This window comes from Halopseudomonas maritima, from assembly GCF_021545785.1.
GTDB lineage: Bacteria > Pseudomonadota > Gammaproteobacteria > Pseudomonadales > Pseudomonadaceae > Halopseudomonas > Halopseudomonas maritima.
Genome location: NZ_CP079801.1, coordinates 78191 through 94445 on the forward strand (window position 1 = coordinate 78191; position 16255 = coordinate 94445).

At 61.4% G+C, this 16255-nt stretch carries 15 protein-coding genes; 13 read left to right on the forward strand and 2 right to left on the reverse strand.

What is annotated here, in order from left to right; genetic code table 11:
* Positions 1-14 precede the first annotated feature (14 nt).
* From HV822_RS00365 to HV822_RS00375, 3 genes are all read left to right on the forward strand, one after another.
* On the forward strand, positions 15-830 hold the full coding sequence (locus HV822_RS00365) for an SDR family NAD(P)-dependent oxidoreductase (RefSeq protein WP_238871708.1): 816 nt from the start codon (positions 15-17) through the stop codon (positions 828-830).
* 45 nt (positions 831-875) lie between these two features.
* Positions 876-1832 carry an alpha/beta fold hydrolase gene (locus tag HV822_RS00370; protein WP_238871709.1) on the forward strand — a complete coding sequence of 319 codons (957 nt, stop codon included), beginning with the start codon at positions 876-878 and terminating at the stop codon, positions 1830-1832.
* Positions 1833-1950: 118 nt separating this feature from the next.
* Entirely contained in the window at positions 1951-2169 is a 219-nt protein-coding gene (locus tag HV822_RS00375; RefSeq protein WP_238871710.1) for a YgdI/YgdR family lipoprotein, read from the forward strand.
* A gap of 156 nt (positions 2170-2325) precedes the next feature.
* On the opposite strand, the gene HV822_RS00380 is transcribed toward HV822_RS00375, so the two are convergent.
* On the reverse strand, positions 2326-3357 hold the full coding sequence (locus tag HV822_RS00380; RefSeq protein ID WP_238871711.1) for a FecR domain-containing protein: 1032 nt from the start codon (positions 3355-3357) through the stop codon (positions 2326-2328).
* Positions 3336-3503 (reverse strand): hypothetical protein, encoded by a 168-nt coding sequence (locus HV822_RS00385; RefSeq protein ID WP_238871712.1) that lies wholly within the window; start codon positions 3501-3503, stop codon positions 3336-3338. Before HV822_RS00385 ends, HV822_RS00380 begins: the two co-directional genes overlap by 22 nt.
* 225 nt (positions 3504-3728) lie before the next feature.
* On the opposite strand from HV822_RS00385, the gene rimO reads away from it, so the two are divergent.
* The 10 genes from rimO (at position 3729) to HV822_RS00435 (ending at position 16210) form a co-directional block, all read left to right on the forward strand.
* Positions 3729-5060, forward strand: a complete 1332-nt coding sequence (gene rimO / locus HV822_RS00390; RefSeq protein WP_238871713.1) for a 30S ribosomal protein S12 methylthiotransferase RimO — start codon at positions 3729-3731, stop codon at positions 5058-5060.
* 181 nt (positions 5061-5241) lie between these two features.
* Entirely contained in the window at positions 5242-7317 is a 2076-nt protein-coding gene (locus HV822_RS00395) for a sensor domain-containing protein (RefSeq protein ID WP_238871714.1), read from the forward strand.
* 20 nt (positions 7318-7337) lie between these two features.
* Positions 7338-7910, forward strand: coding sequence for a DUF6151 family protein (locus HV822_RS00400; RefSeq protein ID WP_238871715.1), 573 nt, complete (start codon positions 7338-7340; stop codon positions 7908-7910).
* A 126-nt stretch (positions 7911-8036) separates the two neighbouring features.
* Positions 8037-9764 carry a sensor domain-containing diguanylate cyclase gene (locus HV822_RS00405; protein WP_238871716.1) on the forward strand — a complete coding sequence of 576 codons (1728 nt, stop codon included), beginning with the start codon at positions 8037-8039 and terminating at the stop codon, positions 9762-9764.
* Between the two features lie 139 nt (positions 9765-9903).
* The gene (locus HV822_RS00410; RefSeq protein ID WP_238871717.1) at positions 9904-10593 is read left to right on the forward strand and encodes an aspartate/glutamate racemase family protein; all 690 of its coding nucleotides are present in this window, start codon (positions 9904-9906) and stop codon (positions 10591-10593) included.
* A gap of 85 nt (positions 10594-10678) precedes the next feature.
* Positions 10679-11188, forward strand: a complete 510-nt coding sequence (locus tag HV822_RS00415; RefSeq protein WP_238871718.1) for a sigma-70 family RNA polymerase sigma factor — start codon at positions 10679-10681, stop codon at positions 11186-11188.
* A 2-nt stretch (positions 11189-11190) separates the two neighbouring features.
* Entirely contained in the window at positions 11191-12150 is a 960-nt protein-coding gene (locus HV822_RS00420; RefSeq protein ID WP_238871719.1) for a FecR domain-containing protein, read from the forward strand.
* A 110-nt stretch (positions 12151-12260) separates the two neighbouring features.
* Positions 12261-14633, forward strand: a complete 2373-nt coding sequence (locus tag HV822_RS00425; protein WP_238871720.1) for a TonB-dependent siderophore receptor — start codon at positions 12261-12263, stop codon at positions 14631-14633.
* Between the two features lie 375 nt (positions 14634-15008).
* On the forward strand, positions 15009-15857 hold the full coding sequence (locus tag HV822_RS00430) for an alpha/beta hydrolase (protein ID WP_238871721.1): 849 nt from the start codon (positions 15009-15011) through the stop codon (positions 15855-15857).
* Between the two features lie 86 nt (positions 15858-15943).
* A complete protein-coding gene (locus HV822_RS00435) occupies positions 15944-16210 on the forward strand; it encodes a YebG family protein (RefSeq protein WP_238873658.1) in 267 nt (88 codons plus the stop codon).
* The last annotated feature ends 45 nt before the right edge of the window (positions 16211-16255 follow it).

Sequence of the window (16255 nt, forward strand, 5' to 3'; positions counted from 1 at the left end):
AGGATAATTCACGCATGCAAACCAAAAACTGTGTAGCCGTGCTGACCGGCGCGGGCAGCGGTATTGGCCGCGCCCTGGCTGACGCCTTGGCCCGTAGCGGCTGCCATCTGGCGCTGGCCGACCTGAATCCAGTTGCCCTGGCTGAAACCGCCGCGCAGGCGCGCGCTCTGGGTGTGCGGGTCAGCGAGCACCCGCTGGACGTCGCCGACCGCGCCGCCGTCGCAGCCTTGCCCGACGCCGTGCTGGCCGAGCATGGCCAGGTCGACCTGTTGATCAATAACGCAGGGGTTGCCCTGGGCGGCACCTTCGACCAGGTCAGCGTGGAGAATTTCGACTGGCTGATGGCAATCAACTTTGATGCGGTTGTCACCCTGTGCCGAGCGTTTTTGCCCGCACTGAAACAGCGGCCCCAAGCGCGTATCGTGAATGTCTCCAGCCTGTTCGGGCTGATCACTCCGGCCGGCCAGACGGCTTACTGCGCCAGCAAGTTTGCCGTGCGTGGTTTCTCCAATGCCCTGCGCCTGGAGTTGATGAATACCGGCGTAGGCGTCACGGTGGTGCACCCTGGCGGCGTAGCCACCGCCATCGCCACCAGTGCACGCTCTCCGGACGGCGCCAGCGAGGCAGACAAGCAGCGCAAGCTGGCGCGCGCCAAACGTCTGCTGCGCATGCCTCCGCCACGCGCCGCACAAATCATCCTCAAGGGTATTGAGCGAGACAAGGCGCGGGTGATTGTTGGCAACGATGCACGCATACTGGGCTGGCTGGAGCGGCTGATGCCCGTCAACTATTGGCGCTTGCTGCCGGGTTTGACCCGCAACGATGACTAACGACAAGACGCCCCCCGCGCCACACTCACGCCAAAGGACACAACCGTGAACTATCTGATTACCGCCGTACTGGTGGTGCTTGCTCTGGCCCTGTTGGGGCTGTTTCTCTACACGCTCTTTGTCGCCAAACGGGTTGAGCTGGCAATGCCGCCCGAGGGGCGCTTTGTCACCATCATGGGCAACCGAATCCACTACGTGGAACAGGGCTCCGGGCCCGACACCCTGCTGCTCATACACGGCCTGACCGGCGTTATTCAGAACTTCGGTTACGGCCTGATCAACGAACTGGCCAAGACCCACCGGGTAGTCGCCATCGACCGCCCGGGCAGTGGCTATTCGGTACGTCCAGATGCCGCCTCCGCATCACTTACGGTGCAGGCTGACGTCGTAGCCGGCGTCATCGATGCGCTGCAGCTGGGCAAACCCCTGTTGGTTGGTCACTCGCTGGGCGGAGCCGTGTCGCTGGCCACTGCTCTGCGTCACCCGGACAAAGTACGGGGCCTTGCCCTGATCGCGCCGCTCACCCATATGCCCTCACAGGTGTCCGACGCCTTCGCCGCGTTGGCGATTCGCCAAAGCTGGCTACGCAAGCTGGTTGGCTGGACGCTGGCGATCCCTCTGTCCATTCGCAAGCGTGAGCAGGTGCTGGGGGTGGTATTTGGCCCAGAGCAGGCCCCGGCGGACTTCCCACTGCGTGGTGGCGGCCTGCTGGGGCTGCGCCCAAGTCACTTTATTGCCGCCTCGCGGGACCTGGCGGCGGTGGAAACAGTGCTGCCGCAGATGCAGCAGCGCTACGAGGACCTGCAACTGCCCATCGGCATTCTCTACGGCCGAGAGGACCGCATCCTCAACCCGCAGGAACAGGGCGAGCAGTTGGCGGCTCGTCTGGACAACGCCGAGCTGACACTGATCGACGGCGGTCACATGCTGCCGATCACCCAGCCCGAGGCCTGTCTGCAGTTCATCAAGACCCGTCTTAACGGCTCTGGCACGCGGGCATAAGCGACCTGCCGAGTGTGACCAGCGTCACACTCGACCTCCGACCAGCGAACCTTTGGCGTCATACTTCTGTCACAAACTGTGTATTTGGTAAACACAACTATGTGCAAGGAGTAGTCACATGAAGCAGTTGAAACTGACCTCTATCGCCCTTCTCGGCCTGTTTGCCCTTACCGCCTGCGGCAACGATTATCTGGTACGCACCACCGACGGCCAGATCATGGAAGCTGAGGACAAGCCGGAAATTGATGAAGAAACCGGCATGATGGAGTACGAGGATGCTACCGATCGCGATCGTCAGATTCCGCAGGATGAGGTCAAGGAAATCATTGAACGCTAATCAAACAAGAAGGCCGCAAACGCGGCCTTTTTTACGACTGGGGCAACCAGCCCGACACTACCAGTTGTAGCCGCCCGCCCATAACAGCGCAAAGCCTTATTGGATGCGGTCCCGCCCTGCAGTGCAGGAACGCGCGGCCTGGCTACCTGGGCGGCATCAAATTGCATGCTGATACCCGCCTGGCGAACGAAGCGGATCAACGCTGATCGACACCCAGTAGCGCGTGCGGTAAACCACCTTGACCGGCAAGCTGCAAGGCAGGCTCGCGAGCACCTGATCGGTATTGCTCAGCTGGAAAGCACCGCTGACCGGCAGGCTGGCTATGCTTTCATCACACCGCAGCAAACCGGGACGATAGCGGCCAAGCTCCGCCAGGAATCGCCCCAATGGCAGCCTGTCAGCGACCAGCAGGCCCGCTGCCCAATCTGCGCCGTGCGGATCGACCGGCTGCGGCAGGCCAGCGCTGCGGCTGCCAAAGCGCAACTGCTGACCAGCCTGGATCTGCGGCCGCCGACCGCCGCTGCGCGGCTCAATCTCCACCACGCCGTCGAACACCTGCACCAGCGTGTACTCGCGTTGCTGCCGCACCACAAATCGGGTACCCAACGCCCGCACGCCGCCATGGCGTGTCAGTACCCGCAAAGGGCGCTGGCTGTCCGGCGTCTGCAACGGGTCGGCGCCGCTGTCTATCAGCAGCTCGCCACGGTGCAGGCGAATCAGGCGCTGGTGCCGGTCAAACTGCACGTCCAACGCGGTATCGGTATTGAGCGTCAGCTCGCTGCCGTCGTTCAGGGTCAGGGCGCGCTGCTGCCCGGTGCGGGTTCTGTAGTCGGCCTGCCATTCGCGCCAGGGCAACACTTGATAGCCGGCAACACCGGTCGGGAAAACGGTCATCAACAGCACCAAAGACCTGATGGCACGGCGACGGGATAGTTCGCTGCGTTCGGTCAGCACAGACATAACCCGCTGCCGCGGTACCAGGCCAAACTTGTCGTTGACCTGCTGGGCGCGACACCAAGCCAGCTCGTGCTGCTTGCTACGCACCCGCCACAGGGCTAACTCGGCAACCAGTTGCGGGTCATGCGCCGACTCGTTCAGGCGCACCAACCACTGGGCCGCCTCGCGAATTGCCGCGCGATCAAGCTGTTCGCGCGACTGGCCAAATGTCAGGGGGTCAGCAGTATGCATTGCTCATAGGCCTCCGCCATGTCACGTTTGATGGTGCACACGCTGACGCCGAGTTGCTCGGCAATCTGTGCGAGGCCCGCTGCGTCGTCCAGGCAGCCCGGCCCAGCCCAACCGCCAGCGATGATGCCCAGTAAAACGCCCCGCACACCTCCCGCGCCTGATCTCCCACCGTCATGGTGCTTCCCTTTCGGCAAATGCGAATAATTCTCATTGTATGGGGGTGTGCGAGCAGATGCAACGGCTGAACGTGCAATCCGTCGGTTGCGGTCAGTGATGCATGTCACGGAGCTGACAGGCCACCCTGCTGACGGATAAAATACGCGGCTTCAAAGAATGGCAGTACATGCCACCGCTCTCCCGTGAGGTTCCTGATGTCCGCCCCGTCCAACGCCCCCAAGGTGGGATTCGTATCCCTTGGGTGCCCAAAAGCACTTGTCGATTCCGAACGCATCCTGACGCAGCTGCGCACCGAAGGCTATCAGGTGGTGCCCACCTACCAGGATGCCGATGTAGTCGTAGTCAATACCTGCGGCTTTATCGACACCGCCAAGGCCGAATCACTTGACGCCATTGGCGAAGCTATCGCCGAGAACGGGCGCGTGATCGTTACCGGCTGCATGGGCGTGGAAGAAAACGCGATTCGCGACGTGCACCCCAGCGTGCTCGCCGTCACCGGGCCACAGCAGTACGAGCAGGTTGTCAGCGCGGTTCACGAGGTCGTTCCGCCCAAGCAGGATCACAACCCGCTGATTGATCTGGTGCCGCCACAGGGCGTCAAACTGACGCCGCGCCACTATGCCTATCTGAAGATTTCCGAGGGCTGCAACCACAGCTGCAGCTTCTGCATCATTCCGTCGATGCGCGGCAAACTGGTCAGCCGCCCTGTCGGTGATGTGCTGAGCGAGGCCGAACGTCTGGCCAAGGCGGGCGTGAAAGAGGTGTTGGTCATCTCCCAGGACACCAGCGCCTACGGTGTGGATATCAAGTACCGCACCGGCTTCTGGAACGGTCGCCCAGTGAAGTCACGCATGACCGAGATGTGTGAGGCGCTGAGCGAACTGGGTATCTGGGTACGCCTGCACTATGTCTACCCCTACCCGCACGTGGATGAGTTGATCCCGCTGATGGCTGAGGGCAAGATCCTGCCGTACCTGGACATCCCCTTCCAGCACGCCAGTCCCAAAGTACTGAAGGCCATGAAGCGCCCGGCCTTTGAAGACAAAACCCTGGCGCGCATCAAGAAATGGCGCGAAATCTGCCCCGAGCTGACCATCCGCTCGACCTTTATCGTTGGCTTCCCGGGTGAAACCGAGGAAGACTTCCAATACCTGCTGGACTGGCTGACCGAAGCCCAGCTCGACCGCGTTGGTTGCTTCAAGTACTCACCGGTTGAGGGCGCTCCCGCCAATGACCTGGGTCTTGAGCCGATTCCGGAAGACGTTCAACAGGCGCGCTGGGAGCGTTTCATGGCCCACCAGCAGGCCATTTCCACGGCGCGCCTGCAGCAGAAGATCGGCAAGACCATCCAGGTCATCATTGATGAAGTCGACGAAGAAGGCCCGATCGGCCGCTCGGTAGCAGATGCCCCCGAGATCGATGGCAACGTCTATCTGGATACCGATGAAGCGCTGCAGCCTGGCGACCTGGTCAACGTGGTCGTCACTGACGCCGACGAGTACGATCTCTGGGCCCAACTGGCCTGAGCCCCCCTGGGCGCGCCCTGCGCGCCCACACCCCCGCTGACCTCTTTCTTGCGTCTTGCCTTGCCCATCAGTCTGGTTGCCATGGCTGACGTCATCAGCCAAGCTGTGGTATCACTAGTGAAAAAGCGCCCGCGCAGCGAACTGCACCTGCGGCGAAGCTGGCAAAACACGAGGCACCCCGATGGGTCGGGAAAACACGGATACTCAATACCAGAGCACCAGCAACAACCTGCGCGCCCTGTTCGACTCAATCGGCGCTTACGTCTACGTTAAGGATGCCCAGGGCCGCTATCTGTACGTCAACAAGGCGGTCTGCGAACTCTATCAGCGAGACCTGTCGCAAGTGCTTGGGCTGGATGACAGCCACTTCTTTAACATGGAGCACTCCCAAACACTACTGCAGAACGATCTTGACGTTCTGACGTTGGGCAGCGAGATCCATCAGGAAGAAGAAGTCGTGCTGCGCCACGAGCAGCAACGTCGCCTGTTCTGGAGCATCAAGGTACCTATTCGCAGCACTGACGGCCGTATCGTCGGGCTCAGCGGGATTTCTTCACCACTCACCGCCGACAAGCTCAACACCCCCAACGCCATACGCCATAACCAGTTGATGAATACCATCCTGTCCAACGTCGATGCCTACATCTACGTCAAGGACAACGATGGCACCTACCTGTACGCCAATAAGAAAGTAATCGAGCTGTACGGCACTGTCCCCGGCGACATTATCGGCCGTACGGATCACGATGTGCACACACCGGAGATTGCGCGCCAGCTGGTTGCTCTGGACCGTGAGGTGCTGGATAACAACCAGCGCCAGGCGCGCGAAGAGGTACTGCACGACACCACCGGTATTGCACGGCATTTCTGGTCAATCAAGATCCCCATCGCGCTGCCGGGCTACCCTGGCGCGCTGATCGGTTTCTCGTCAGAGATTACCGAGCTGCTGACACTGCGCCGTGACCTTGAATTGAAGCGCACCACAGATCCGCTCACCGGCCTGCGCAACCGCCTCGCACTGGAAGAAATGCTGGAGCGCCAGCTGGCTGACGCGGCGCAACGCAGCCGGGCGCCGGCGGTACTAATGCTCGATCTGGACCAGTTCAAATTCCTCAACAATACGCTTGGACGTCAGGCTGGCGACGAGGTGCTGCGTCAGGTCGCACAGCGTCTGGAGGGAGCAAGCTGGCTCAAGGGCCAACCGGCGCGCGTCGGCAGTAATGCGTTTGCCATAGTGCTGTCGCGCGTGACCAGCGCCGAAGAAGCCGCCTCGCTGGCCGAGCGCGTTCGACTGCGCCTGGCTGAGCCCTATGTACTGGACAACCAGCCCTTTCAGCTGACCACCAGCCTGGGCATCAGCCTGTACCCACATGATGGCAAAAGCCCACAGCTGCTGCTGGCCAACGCCGAGTCAGCGATGTACCACGCCAAAGACCAAGGGCGTGATCAATGCTGTTTCTATTCCGCCTCCTTGGGCGAGGCGGTCAGTCGTCGTCTGGACCTGGAAAGAGACTTGCGCTGCGCACTCGAGGCTAACCAGTTTGAGTTGTACTACCAGCCCAAAATTGCCGCCGACAGCGGCCGCACCGTTGGCCTGGAGGCACTGATACGCTGGAACCGCACCGGATACGGACTGGTGCCGCCGGATCAGTTCATTCCGCTGGCTGAGCAATTGGGGCTGATCGTGCCAATTGGCGATTGGGTAGTCGAACAGGCGTGCCGGCAGATGAGCCAGTGGTCTGCCGAGGGCATCAGTGTGCCGATTGCCGTCAACCTGTCACCGGCACAGCTATCCAGTCCGGGACTGATTCAGCGGGTCAGTCAGTTGCTTAGCGACCATCAGATCGCACGGGGCGACCTGCACATGGAAGTGACCGAATCCATGATGATGCACGATCCGGCGCTGGCCAGTGCCCACCTCCAGCAGTTGAACGCGCTTGGGGTGGAACTGTCGATCGACGACTTTGGCACTGGCTATTCTTCCATGGCCTACCTCAAGCGCCTGCCGGTGCAAACCATCAAGCTCGACCGCAGTTTCGTCGAGCGCATTGCCGAAGACCAACGCGACGCGGACCTCTGCGCGGGCCTTATCGCCCTCGCGCACAAGCTGGGCTTGCACGTTGTCGCCGAGGGAGTGGAAACCGAAGCACAACGCGCTATTCTGGCAGAGCTGGGCTGTGATCTGTTCCAGGGCTACCTGTTCAGCCGCCCCCTGCCAAGCGATCAGGCCGCGGCCTATCTGCGGCAACACCGATGATCTGCGACAAGGACGCCCCTATGGACAACCTCGCTCTGCAATGCCGCTGTGGCCAGGTCAATGGCCGCGCCATCAAGGTCACACCGGCCGCAGCCACACGGGTAGTGTGCTACTGCCGTGACTGTCAGCGCTTTGCCCACTGGCTGGATGCGGCTGAGCAAACCCTCGACAGCTGGGGTGGTACCGATATTTTCCAGCTGCCGCCGGCCCGCCTGCAGATTCATCAGGGACATGAGCACATTCGCTGCCTGCGCCTGAGTGAGAAAGGGTTGTATCGGTGGTATGCCGACTGCTGCAAGACACCGATCGGCAATAGCCTCAAGCCCTCTGTGCCCCTTATCGGCCTGATCAGCAGCTTTGTCAGCGACAACCAGGCAGAGCTCAAAACCGGGCCGATTTGCGCACGGGTAAACCTCGGCGGGGCCACCGCCCAGATACCCTCGTCGCTGCTCAACGCCGCGCCGTCACGCGGTTACCTGCTGCGTTTGTTGGGCAAAATGGCCAGTTGGAAGCTGCGCGGCCTTGGTCGCCCCCACCCATTTTTCACTCCCCGGGGCGAGCCGATCAGCCCGCCGCAGATAGTCGATTCTTGAGCGACGTACACAGTCACAAAGGCGCCATCGCCCGGCAAAAGCGTGACCTGCCGCCGACAGTTTGAGTAACATGCTGGCAGGAGGGCGCAATCGATCAAGGCCCGAAGTCACCACGGATGAACTCAGATGTTGCGGTATCACTATCTGCTGGCAGCCCTGCTGCTTTGTCTGTTCGCTGTTTCGGCGCAGGCTCAAACCGGGGTTGTTATCAACTCCCCCAAGGTCAACCTGACCGACTTTCGCATTGGCTACTACGTCGACGACAGTCGTAACCTCGACTACGCGCAGGCACGCCAGCAGCCCTACAGCGAAACCAGCAACAACGCCAGCCTGGGCACCAATGCACGCGTCGCCTGGTACCGCGTCGAACTGGATAACCAGTCGGGCGAGGAGCTGGCGCTGAACGTGCACCTGCCCCACGCCTACCACGTCAAATCCGTGCAGTTTTATACCGAACGCGACGGCAAGCTGGTGAGCCAGGAAGACCTGGACCTGGAGCGCGTGGACGACAGCAATCTGATGTTCCGCGGCGCAGCCGTGTATCCCCTGCTGCTGCCCGCCGACACGACCACCACGCTGTACGTTCGCAGTTTTGTCTACTCACACCAGTGGTTTGCCCTGCAGATTTATGATCAGGACCACTCGCGCCGCGCCCTGGTGGGCGTCGCCAACGACATTGCCCTGCTGGTCGGCATGATGCTGGCATTGGTGTTCTACAACCTGCTGCTCTACTTCGCGACCAGCAAGATCGAGAACATCTACTACTCCTGTTATCTGGTATCCGGGCTGGTGTGGATCGCCCTGTCCTACGGGCTGGTTGCCAGCCTGTTCGATGTCTACGGCCAGGACGTGTTCATGCTCAACATCAGCCTGATCACCATGCCGATCTTTCTGATGCTCTTCATGATGGCAATTTTTGAAACCCGCAAGCACTACCCGCTGGAGCACCGGGCGCTGCAGGCAGTCTTGTTGCCATTGTGCGGCATGCTGGTATGGGGGTTCTTCGACATCTCCGCCGCGCTCAAGCCGGCCAGCAGCATGGCGTTGCTCATGATGATCGTCACCATCTCGGTCAGCATTTCACTGCTGCGCAAGGGCAATCCGCTGGCAGGCTATTTTCTGATCGGCCACAGCCTCTTTGTGCTGTTCAATACCCTGGCAGTGACTTTCTACAAGGGACTGATCGAGCCGAACTACATCGCCAGCCACGGTGTGGGCATCGGCATCATGCTCGAAGCCCTGATGCTGGCCTTTATCATCTCCCACCGCATCAAGATTCTTGAAGGCATCCGCGCGTCACAGGATGAGCTGAAACAGCAAGCCTCCACAGACCCGCTGACGCGCCTGCATAACCGTCGCTACTTTGCCGCCGCTGCCGACTACCTGCTGGAGCAGTGCCAGCAACAAGGTGAGCCCGTTACGGCACTGGTCGCCGACATCGACCACTTCAAGCAAGTCAACGACACCTGGGGCCACGGCGTCGGCGACAAGGTACTGGTGACCATTGCCCAACGGCTAAAAGACTGCTGCCGCAGCCGCGACCTGATTGCGCGCTTCGGCGGTGAAGAGTTTGTTGTTCTGCTGCCCAACGCCGACCCGCACCAGGCCATGCAATGCGCCGAGCGCATGCGGCACGCCGTTGAAAGCGTGCGCATTGGTGCTGGTACGAATCAACCATTGCAGTTGACCATCAGCCTCGGCGTGACTGCAATTACCCCCGGAGACAGTCTGCAAGACGCCCTGAACCGGGCTGACAAGGCGCTATATCAGGCCAAGCACAGCGGTCGAAATCAGGTCTGCCTTTACCAGCCGGCGGCGTCAAATAGTGACGCCGCGTCGCAAATTCATGGCTGAAAGGTATCAATTTGGCAACCGTGCAAGCGCGATAACAGCACCAGAGCAACGCGTCGCGCTGACATCGCGCCCAGCTGTACTGCTCCAGACACCGCATCGGCAGCTAGACTGACTGCCAATCACAGTATCTGGAGCCTGTATGAAAACCATTGGCCTGCTCGGCGGCATGAGCTGGGAGTCAACCCAAAGCTACTACGCTCTGATCAACCAGGGCGTAAAGGAAACGCTCGGCGGACTGCACTCTGCTCGCATGCTGGTCTGCAGTGTGGACTTTGCCGAGATAGCCGAACTACAACAGCGCGACGAATGGGACCAAGCTGGCGAGCTGCTGGCAGCCGAGGCGCTGCGCCTGCAACAGGCTGGCGCCGAATTACTGCTGATTGGCACCAACACCATGCACAAGGTGGCGCCAGCCATTGAAGCGGCAATCAACATTCCCCTGCTGCATGTTGCCGATGCCACCGCAGCGGCGCTCAGGGCCGAGGGCATCCAGCGCGCCGGGTTACTGGGCACCGCCTTCACCATGGAACAGCCGTTCTACCGCGAGCGACTGGCCGCCAAGGGTATCGAGGTGGTTACCCCCAGTGCCAGCGAGCGGCAGGCTATCCATCGCATCATTTTCGACGAATTGTGCCTGGGTGAGCTACGCGATAGCTCACGCCAGCGTTTTTTGCAGATTATCGACACCCTCGCCGATCAGGGTGCCGACGGCATTATTCTCGGCTGCACAGAAATTGGCCTGCTGGTCCAGCAAAAGGACACCTCGATCAGGCTGTTCGATACCACCCGGATTCACTCCCAGGCGGCGATTGCAGCAGCATTGGCGTGACATGAGCGCAGCCAAGACGGTTGTAATGTGAATGATTCTCAACTAATGTTGGCGCCTGCTGTCCCATTGACCTGTCGCCACGCCCATGTCCGAAACCTCACCTACCCACAGTGTTGAAAGCCTCTACAACCATCATCACGGCTGGCTGCGCACCTGGTTGCGTCACCGCCTGGGCTGTCCCCAGCAGGCCGCCGATCTGGCGCAGGATACCTTCGTCAGAGTGTTGATGCGGCGTGAACCGGTAACCGGTACTACACCGCGCTCGCTGCTGTCGACCATTGCCCGCGGCCTGCTGGTTGATCATTGGCGCCGCAGCGCACTGGAGCGCGCCTGGCTTGAGGCGGTGGCACAGTTGCCCGAGGCCTACGCCCCTTCTCCTGAAGAGCAGCAGGAAACACTGCAGACGCTCGAGCAGATCGCCCGTCTGCTGGACGGTCTGCGCAGCCCGGTACGCCAGGCATTTATGCTGCATCAGTTAGGCGGCCTGACCCATGCGCAGGTTGCCGAGCGTATGGGCGTATCCAGCCGCACCGTTGAGCGCCACGTGGCTACCGCCCTGCTCCACTGCTACCACCTGCGCTACGGAACCGCCTGAACATGTCCAGCGCCGAAGCCCGTCATCTGCCAGAGGCCACCGTACGCTGCGCGATCGCCTGGCAATTGCAGCTTGCGTCCAGCGATCAGCGTCCGCGTTTGCGGGCGAAGATTGACCACTGGCGGGCCGCACACCCCGATCACGAGCTGGCCTGGCAGCGTTTGCGCCATTTGCGTGAAGAACTGGGCGACATCGCCGGACGCTTACCTGACCACGATCTCAGCCTGCGTCTGCTGGAGCGGGCCGATACCGATCTGGAGCGCCGCCGCGCGCTCAAGTTACTCGGGCTGGCCCTGGCGGTTGGCGCCCCGGCCGGCTGGCTGGCCCAACAACAAGTTACCGGCCCGGACCTGCACACCGCCACCGGAGAACAGCAGCAACAGACACTGCCGGGTGGCGTGCAGGTGCAGCTCAACACCCGCTCCGGGCTGGACATCACCCATGTCGGGCAACCTTTGCAGCTAACCCTGCGTGAGGGCGAGGTGATGATCGACAGCCTGGGATCGGAGCCTCCCTTCCAACTGCAGTTACGCTGCGCCTGGGGCCGTTGCGACGCAGCGCAAGCCCGCTTCAGCGTGCGCGAGCACCAGGGTTACAGTCAGGTTAGCGTGGCCCAGGGTGCATTGCTGCTACAGGCCGCCGGCCAACGCTACCAGGCACAGGCGGGCGAAACACTGCGCCTGAGCCAATCCGGCATTGCCGCCGCCAGCCCGGCGCTGGATCCATTGGCCTGGAGCCAGGGCATGCTGGTAGCCGACAACCTGAGTCTGGGGCGTTTTATCGCTGAGCTGGGGCGCTATCGCAGCGGCGCACTGGGTTGCGACCCCAGCGTCGCCAACCTGCGCCTGTCCGGCGTCTTTCAACTGGCCGAGCCCGATACCCTGCTCGCGGACTTGCCGCGCATTCTGCCAGTGCAACTGGTCAGCCGCACACGCTGGTGGCTGCGCGTAGTACCTGCCTAAAAAAGTAGTGCCTGCCTGAAAAGTAGTATTTGCAAAAAAATCAGAGTTTTTTGTCGGGGTTTTGCGTCTCGTTCGGTTTAGAGGCTAACAACACCACGATGGAGCCGTACATGTCCCGCGCCAGCACCCACCACCGCCTCACCCTCAGCGCCTCAGCACTCTGTTTGGCGATTGCCGCCGCCAGTGCCCTGCCGTTGCATGCCGCCCCCCTTGCCAGTGCGCAGTTGCAAAGCCTGCAGATTCCAGCCGGCACCCTGGCCAGTAGCTTAAGCACCTTTGCCCAACGCAGCGGCATTACCTTGTCGTACGCCCCAGATCTGGTACAAGGGCTGCGCAGCCCCGGCCTGGACGGCGCCGTCAGCGTTGAGGCAGCACTCAACGCGCTTTTGGCCGGCACCGGGCTTATCGCCCGTCACGGGAGCGCGGGTTACGTAATTCTGGCCGCACCCGACGACGCCAGCTACCAGCTTGCCCCACTGACAGTAGAGGGTCAGGCGTTGCAGCACACGGGCGTTGCCCCGGTCAGCGGTTACCGCGCGGCGATCAGCCGAGGCGCCACCAAAACCGATACGCCCATTCTGGAGACCGCACAAAGCATCAGCGTGGTCACCGCTGAGCAGATCGCCGACCGCAAGGTGACCAGTGTCGAGGACGCGGTTGCCTACACTGCCGGCGTGCGAGTCGGCGCCGCCGGCCTGGACCCACGTTTTGATCAGATCAACATCCGCGGTTACTCCGCCGCAACCAACGCTGACTACCTTGACGGGCTGCGCCAGCCCAATACCGGCTGGCTGTCCTATTTCAACAGCGAACCCTTCAGCCTTGAGCGCATTGAGGTACTGAAGGGCCCGGCCTCCGTGCTTTACGGCCAGATCAGCCCTGGCGGCATGATTAACCGGGTCAGCAAGCGCCCCAGTGAAGACGCCATTGAGCAGGTCGAGCTGCAGTACGGCAATCATGATCATATCCAGGGCCAGTTCGATATTGGTGGCAAACTGACCGACGACGGTCGCGTGCTCTATCGTCTGGTCGGCGTAGCGCGAGAAGCTGACACCGATATCGATCAGGTGCCCAACAACATCGGGCTCATCGCACCATCGCTGACCTGGCGCATCAGCGATCAGACCGATCTGACTCTGCTTGCCCAATACCAGGACCGCGAAACCGCTGGCGCCCCCCGGTCCTATCAAGCCGGCACCGAGCTGACGGATTTCTGGCCCGGCGATGAGGATTTCGACAAGCTTGATCAACAGCAGCATCAGCTCGGCTACGAATTCGAGCACCGCTTCAATGATACCTTCACGCTGCAGCACAACCTGCGCTATGGCAATGTAGACACCGTCAACCAATACACCAGCTCAAGCCTTGCCGCCGGCAGCAGCAGTGTGCTCAACCGCACCGCCTGGGGCGTATACGAGAAGATGGACTCGGTCACCACCGACACCCGTCTACTCTCGCGCTTTGCCACCGGAGCGCTGGAGCACACGCTGCTGACCGGCCTGGATTACGCCTGGCTGGACTTTGATGTCATCTATGCGATGGGCACCGCCCCCAGCATCGACATCAACAACCCTGACCACAATCAGCCTATCGCCAAACCCAGCAACGTGCTGGTAGACCAGAGCGGCACCTCACACCGCAGCGGCGCTTACCTGCAGGATCAGATCGAGCTAGGCAACTGGCGGCTCTCTGCTGGCCTGCGCCAGGACTGGGTGAATACCGAGAAGACCAACAACCTGAACGGCTTAAAGACCAAAAACCACGATGACCAGACCACCGGTCAGCTGGGCGCGCTCTATCTGTTCGACTCGGGCTTTGCGCCCTACATCAGCTACGCCCAGTCATTCCTGCCACAAACCGGCAGCGACCGCTTTGGCAACGACTTCAAGCCAACCGAAGGTGAGCAGCTGGAGCTGGGCATCAAGTATCAGCCGCCCGGCAGCAATACCCTGCTGACCGCCTCGGTGTACCAGCTGGTGCAGTCCAACAGCCTGACCCGCGACACCAGCGACCCGAGCGGCACCTCCAGCGTCCAGAAAGGCGAGGAGACTTCGCGCGGCCTTGAACTGGAGGCGGTCTCGGACCTGACCCGCAACCTGCGCCTGCTGGCCAGCTACACCTACAACGACGCAGAAGTGACCGAAAGCAACGACGGCGACAAGGGCAAGACTCCGACGCTGAATCCCCGCCACCTTGCGAGTCTGTGGCTCAACTACCGCGTCGACGCCGGTCCACTGCGTGGTTTGGCACTGTCCGGCGGCAGCCGTTACACCGGCAGCACCTACGCCAACGCCGCCAATACCGAAAAGAACGAGGACTACACCCTGGTAGATGTGGGCGCCTACTATGACCTTGCCAGCGGCATGCGTCTGGGCGTCAACGCCCGCAACCTCAGCGATGAGCGCTACATCGTTTGCGACGGCGGCTACTGCTATCGCGGCGAAGGCCGCTCGTTGATCGGCAGCGTCAGCTACCGCTGGTAAACCTGGTTGCCCCGCATTAGGGTCTGTTGACGTTTCATTCATCCGCCTGTTGCTGCCTGTAAAGCCGTCAATCAAGGAGCGAGAAGCGTAGGGTGTTCAGCGCATCCCTGCGCTTCCCCCCTTCGGGGCTGACGCGCAAAAACGCTCCGGCGTTTTTGTGGTGATTCCACGTAAGCGACGAGCGACGCCGAGTGGCGGCTTTACAGGCCCAACCCGCAGGGCCGGGGCCATTTTTTGACCATGCTGCGTTGTCGGTCGCTTATGTAGAGCGACTACACCGCGCTTCCTCCGCCTTGCCTGGCCAAAAAATAGCCTCCGGCAGGCGGGTGAATGAAACGTCAACAGCCCCTAGGCGCGGGGCATTTGGAGCTTTCCATGTTTCGTCTTGTTTGCAGCGCAGTGCTCAGTCTGCTTTGCTGTACAGCCGCCCTTGCCGAGCCGGCCCGACAGTCACCAGTCACTCTCGACGGCACCGAACAATGGTTGATGCACAACGCCGCCGGCACGCCCTACCGCATCATGATCAGCCTGCCAGAGGGCGAGCTGCCCTGGACCGGCGCCCGCCCGGTGCTCTACATACTGGATGCCAATGCCTACTTTCCCGGGTTTCACTCCGCCAAGCGGGGCCTGAAAGCCTATCGGCAAAGCATCATCGTCGGCATCGCCTACCCCGGCAGCGACCCGCTGAACTTTTTGCGTCGCTCCTATGACTTCTCACCGCCCGCGCCGGAGGGATTGAATACCCCGCCACAGGGTGGTCAGGATGAGCTGCTCGACTTCATCGAACAGCAGCTGATGCCCGCCGTTGCCGAGCGCTTTGAGGTCGACCCGCACCAGCAGAGCCTGTTTGGTCATTCCTTCGGCGGCATGTTCGCGCTATACACACTGTTCACCCGCCCCGCACTGTTCGACCATCTGGTAGCTGCCAGCCCCAGCCAATGGTGGCGCGATCGCTTTTTGCTCGAGCACGAACAGGCCTTTGCGCGGCAAGTGGCTGCCAACCCGGCCCTGATTACCCACACCAGTCTTGCGCTGATCGCCGCCGAGCAAGACTCACCAGCCACCCGCGAAGACGCCAGCGCGCTGGCGCGGCGCCTGCAGCCCCTGTCAATTCACGGCCTGCGGGTCAGCGAGCAACTGATCGACGGCGAAGACCACATGTCTCTGCCTTACCGCATTCCGTCTCTAGTACTTAACCAGGTGTTCAGCAATCGTCGCCGCTGATTGATTAGCTGTATTTTTATCCAGTACAATGCCGCAGCGGCCAACCGGCCGTGTCCGAAGACATTGCCGACCAGCCAGAGGTGTGTATGGCCGTTGAAATCGTATATCGCAGCAGCAGAGACCCGGAGCGCCTGTTCATGGATAAAGCCCAAGCCGACCGTCATGACAAGATGCTGGAGTTGGCCGAGTCACTGGCCGAGGTACTGCAAAGTGCTGTTCCGGGTTTGGGCGAGCAGCTGGCCGACGACGTCAGCATCTACATGGCCCGCCACCGCGACGTGTTCGCCAAGGCGTTCAAGAGCAGCCCCGACGCACTGGCTGACCTAACCGCAGCAGACGCCGCCGAGGGCTGAGCCCCGGCGGCGCGATTTCAGCGCATCCAGAAGTTGGGATGATCC

Coding starts and splice junctions, on each gene's coding strand:
- HV822_RS00365 (WP_238871708.1), top strand. CDS start 15: ATGCAAACCAAAAACTGTGTAGCCGTGCTGACCGGCGCGGGCAGCGGT.
- HV822_RS00375 (WP_238871710.1), top strand. CDS start 1,951: ATGAAGCAGTTGAAACTGACCTCTATCGCCCTTCTCGGCCTGTTTGCC.
- HV822_RS00380 (WP_238871711.1), bottom strand. CDS start 3,357: ATGCATACTGCTGACCCCCTGACATTTGGCCAGTCGCGCGAACAGCTT.
- rimO (WP_238871713.1), top strand. CDS start 3,729: ATGTCCGCCCCGTCCAACGCCCCCAAGGTGGGATTCGTATCCCTTGGG.
- HV822_RS00395 (WP_238871714.1), top strand. CDS start 5,242: ATGGGTCGGGAAAACACGGATACTCAATACCAGAGCACCAGCAACAAC.
- HV822_RS00400 (WP_238871715.1), top strand. CDS start 7,338: ATGGACAACCTCGCTCTGCAATGCCGCTGTGGCCAGGTCAATGGCCGC.
- HV822_RS00405 (WP_238871716.1), top strand. CDS start 8,037: ATGTTGCGGTATCACTATCTGCTGGCAGCCCTGCTGCTTTGTCTGTTC.
- HV822_RS00410 (WP_238871717.1), top strand. CDS start 9,904: ATGAAAACCATTGGCCTGCTCGGCGGCATGAGCTGGGAGTCAACCCAA.
- HV822_RS00415 (WP_238871718.1), top strand. CDS start 10,679: ATGTCCGAAACCTCACCTACCCACAGTGTTGAAAGCCTCTACAACCAT.
- HV822_RS00420 (WP_238871719.1), top strand. CDS start 11,191: ATGTCCAGCGCCGAAGCCCGTCATCTGCCAGAGGCCACCGTACGCTGC.
- HV822_RS00425 (WP_238871720.1), top strand. CDS start 12,261: ATGTCCCGCGCCAGCACCCACCACCGCCTCACCCTCAGCGCCTCAGCA.
- HV822_RS00430 (WP_238871721.1), top strand. CDS start 15,009: ATGTTTCGTCTTGTTTGCAGCGCAGTGCTCAGTCTGCTTTGCTGTACA.
- HV822_RS00435 (WP_238873658.1), top strand. CDS start 15,944: ATGGCCGTTGAAATCGTATATCGCAGCAGCAGAGACCCGGAGCGCCTG.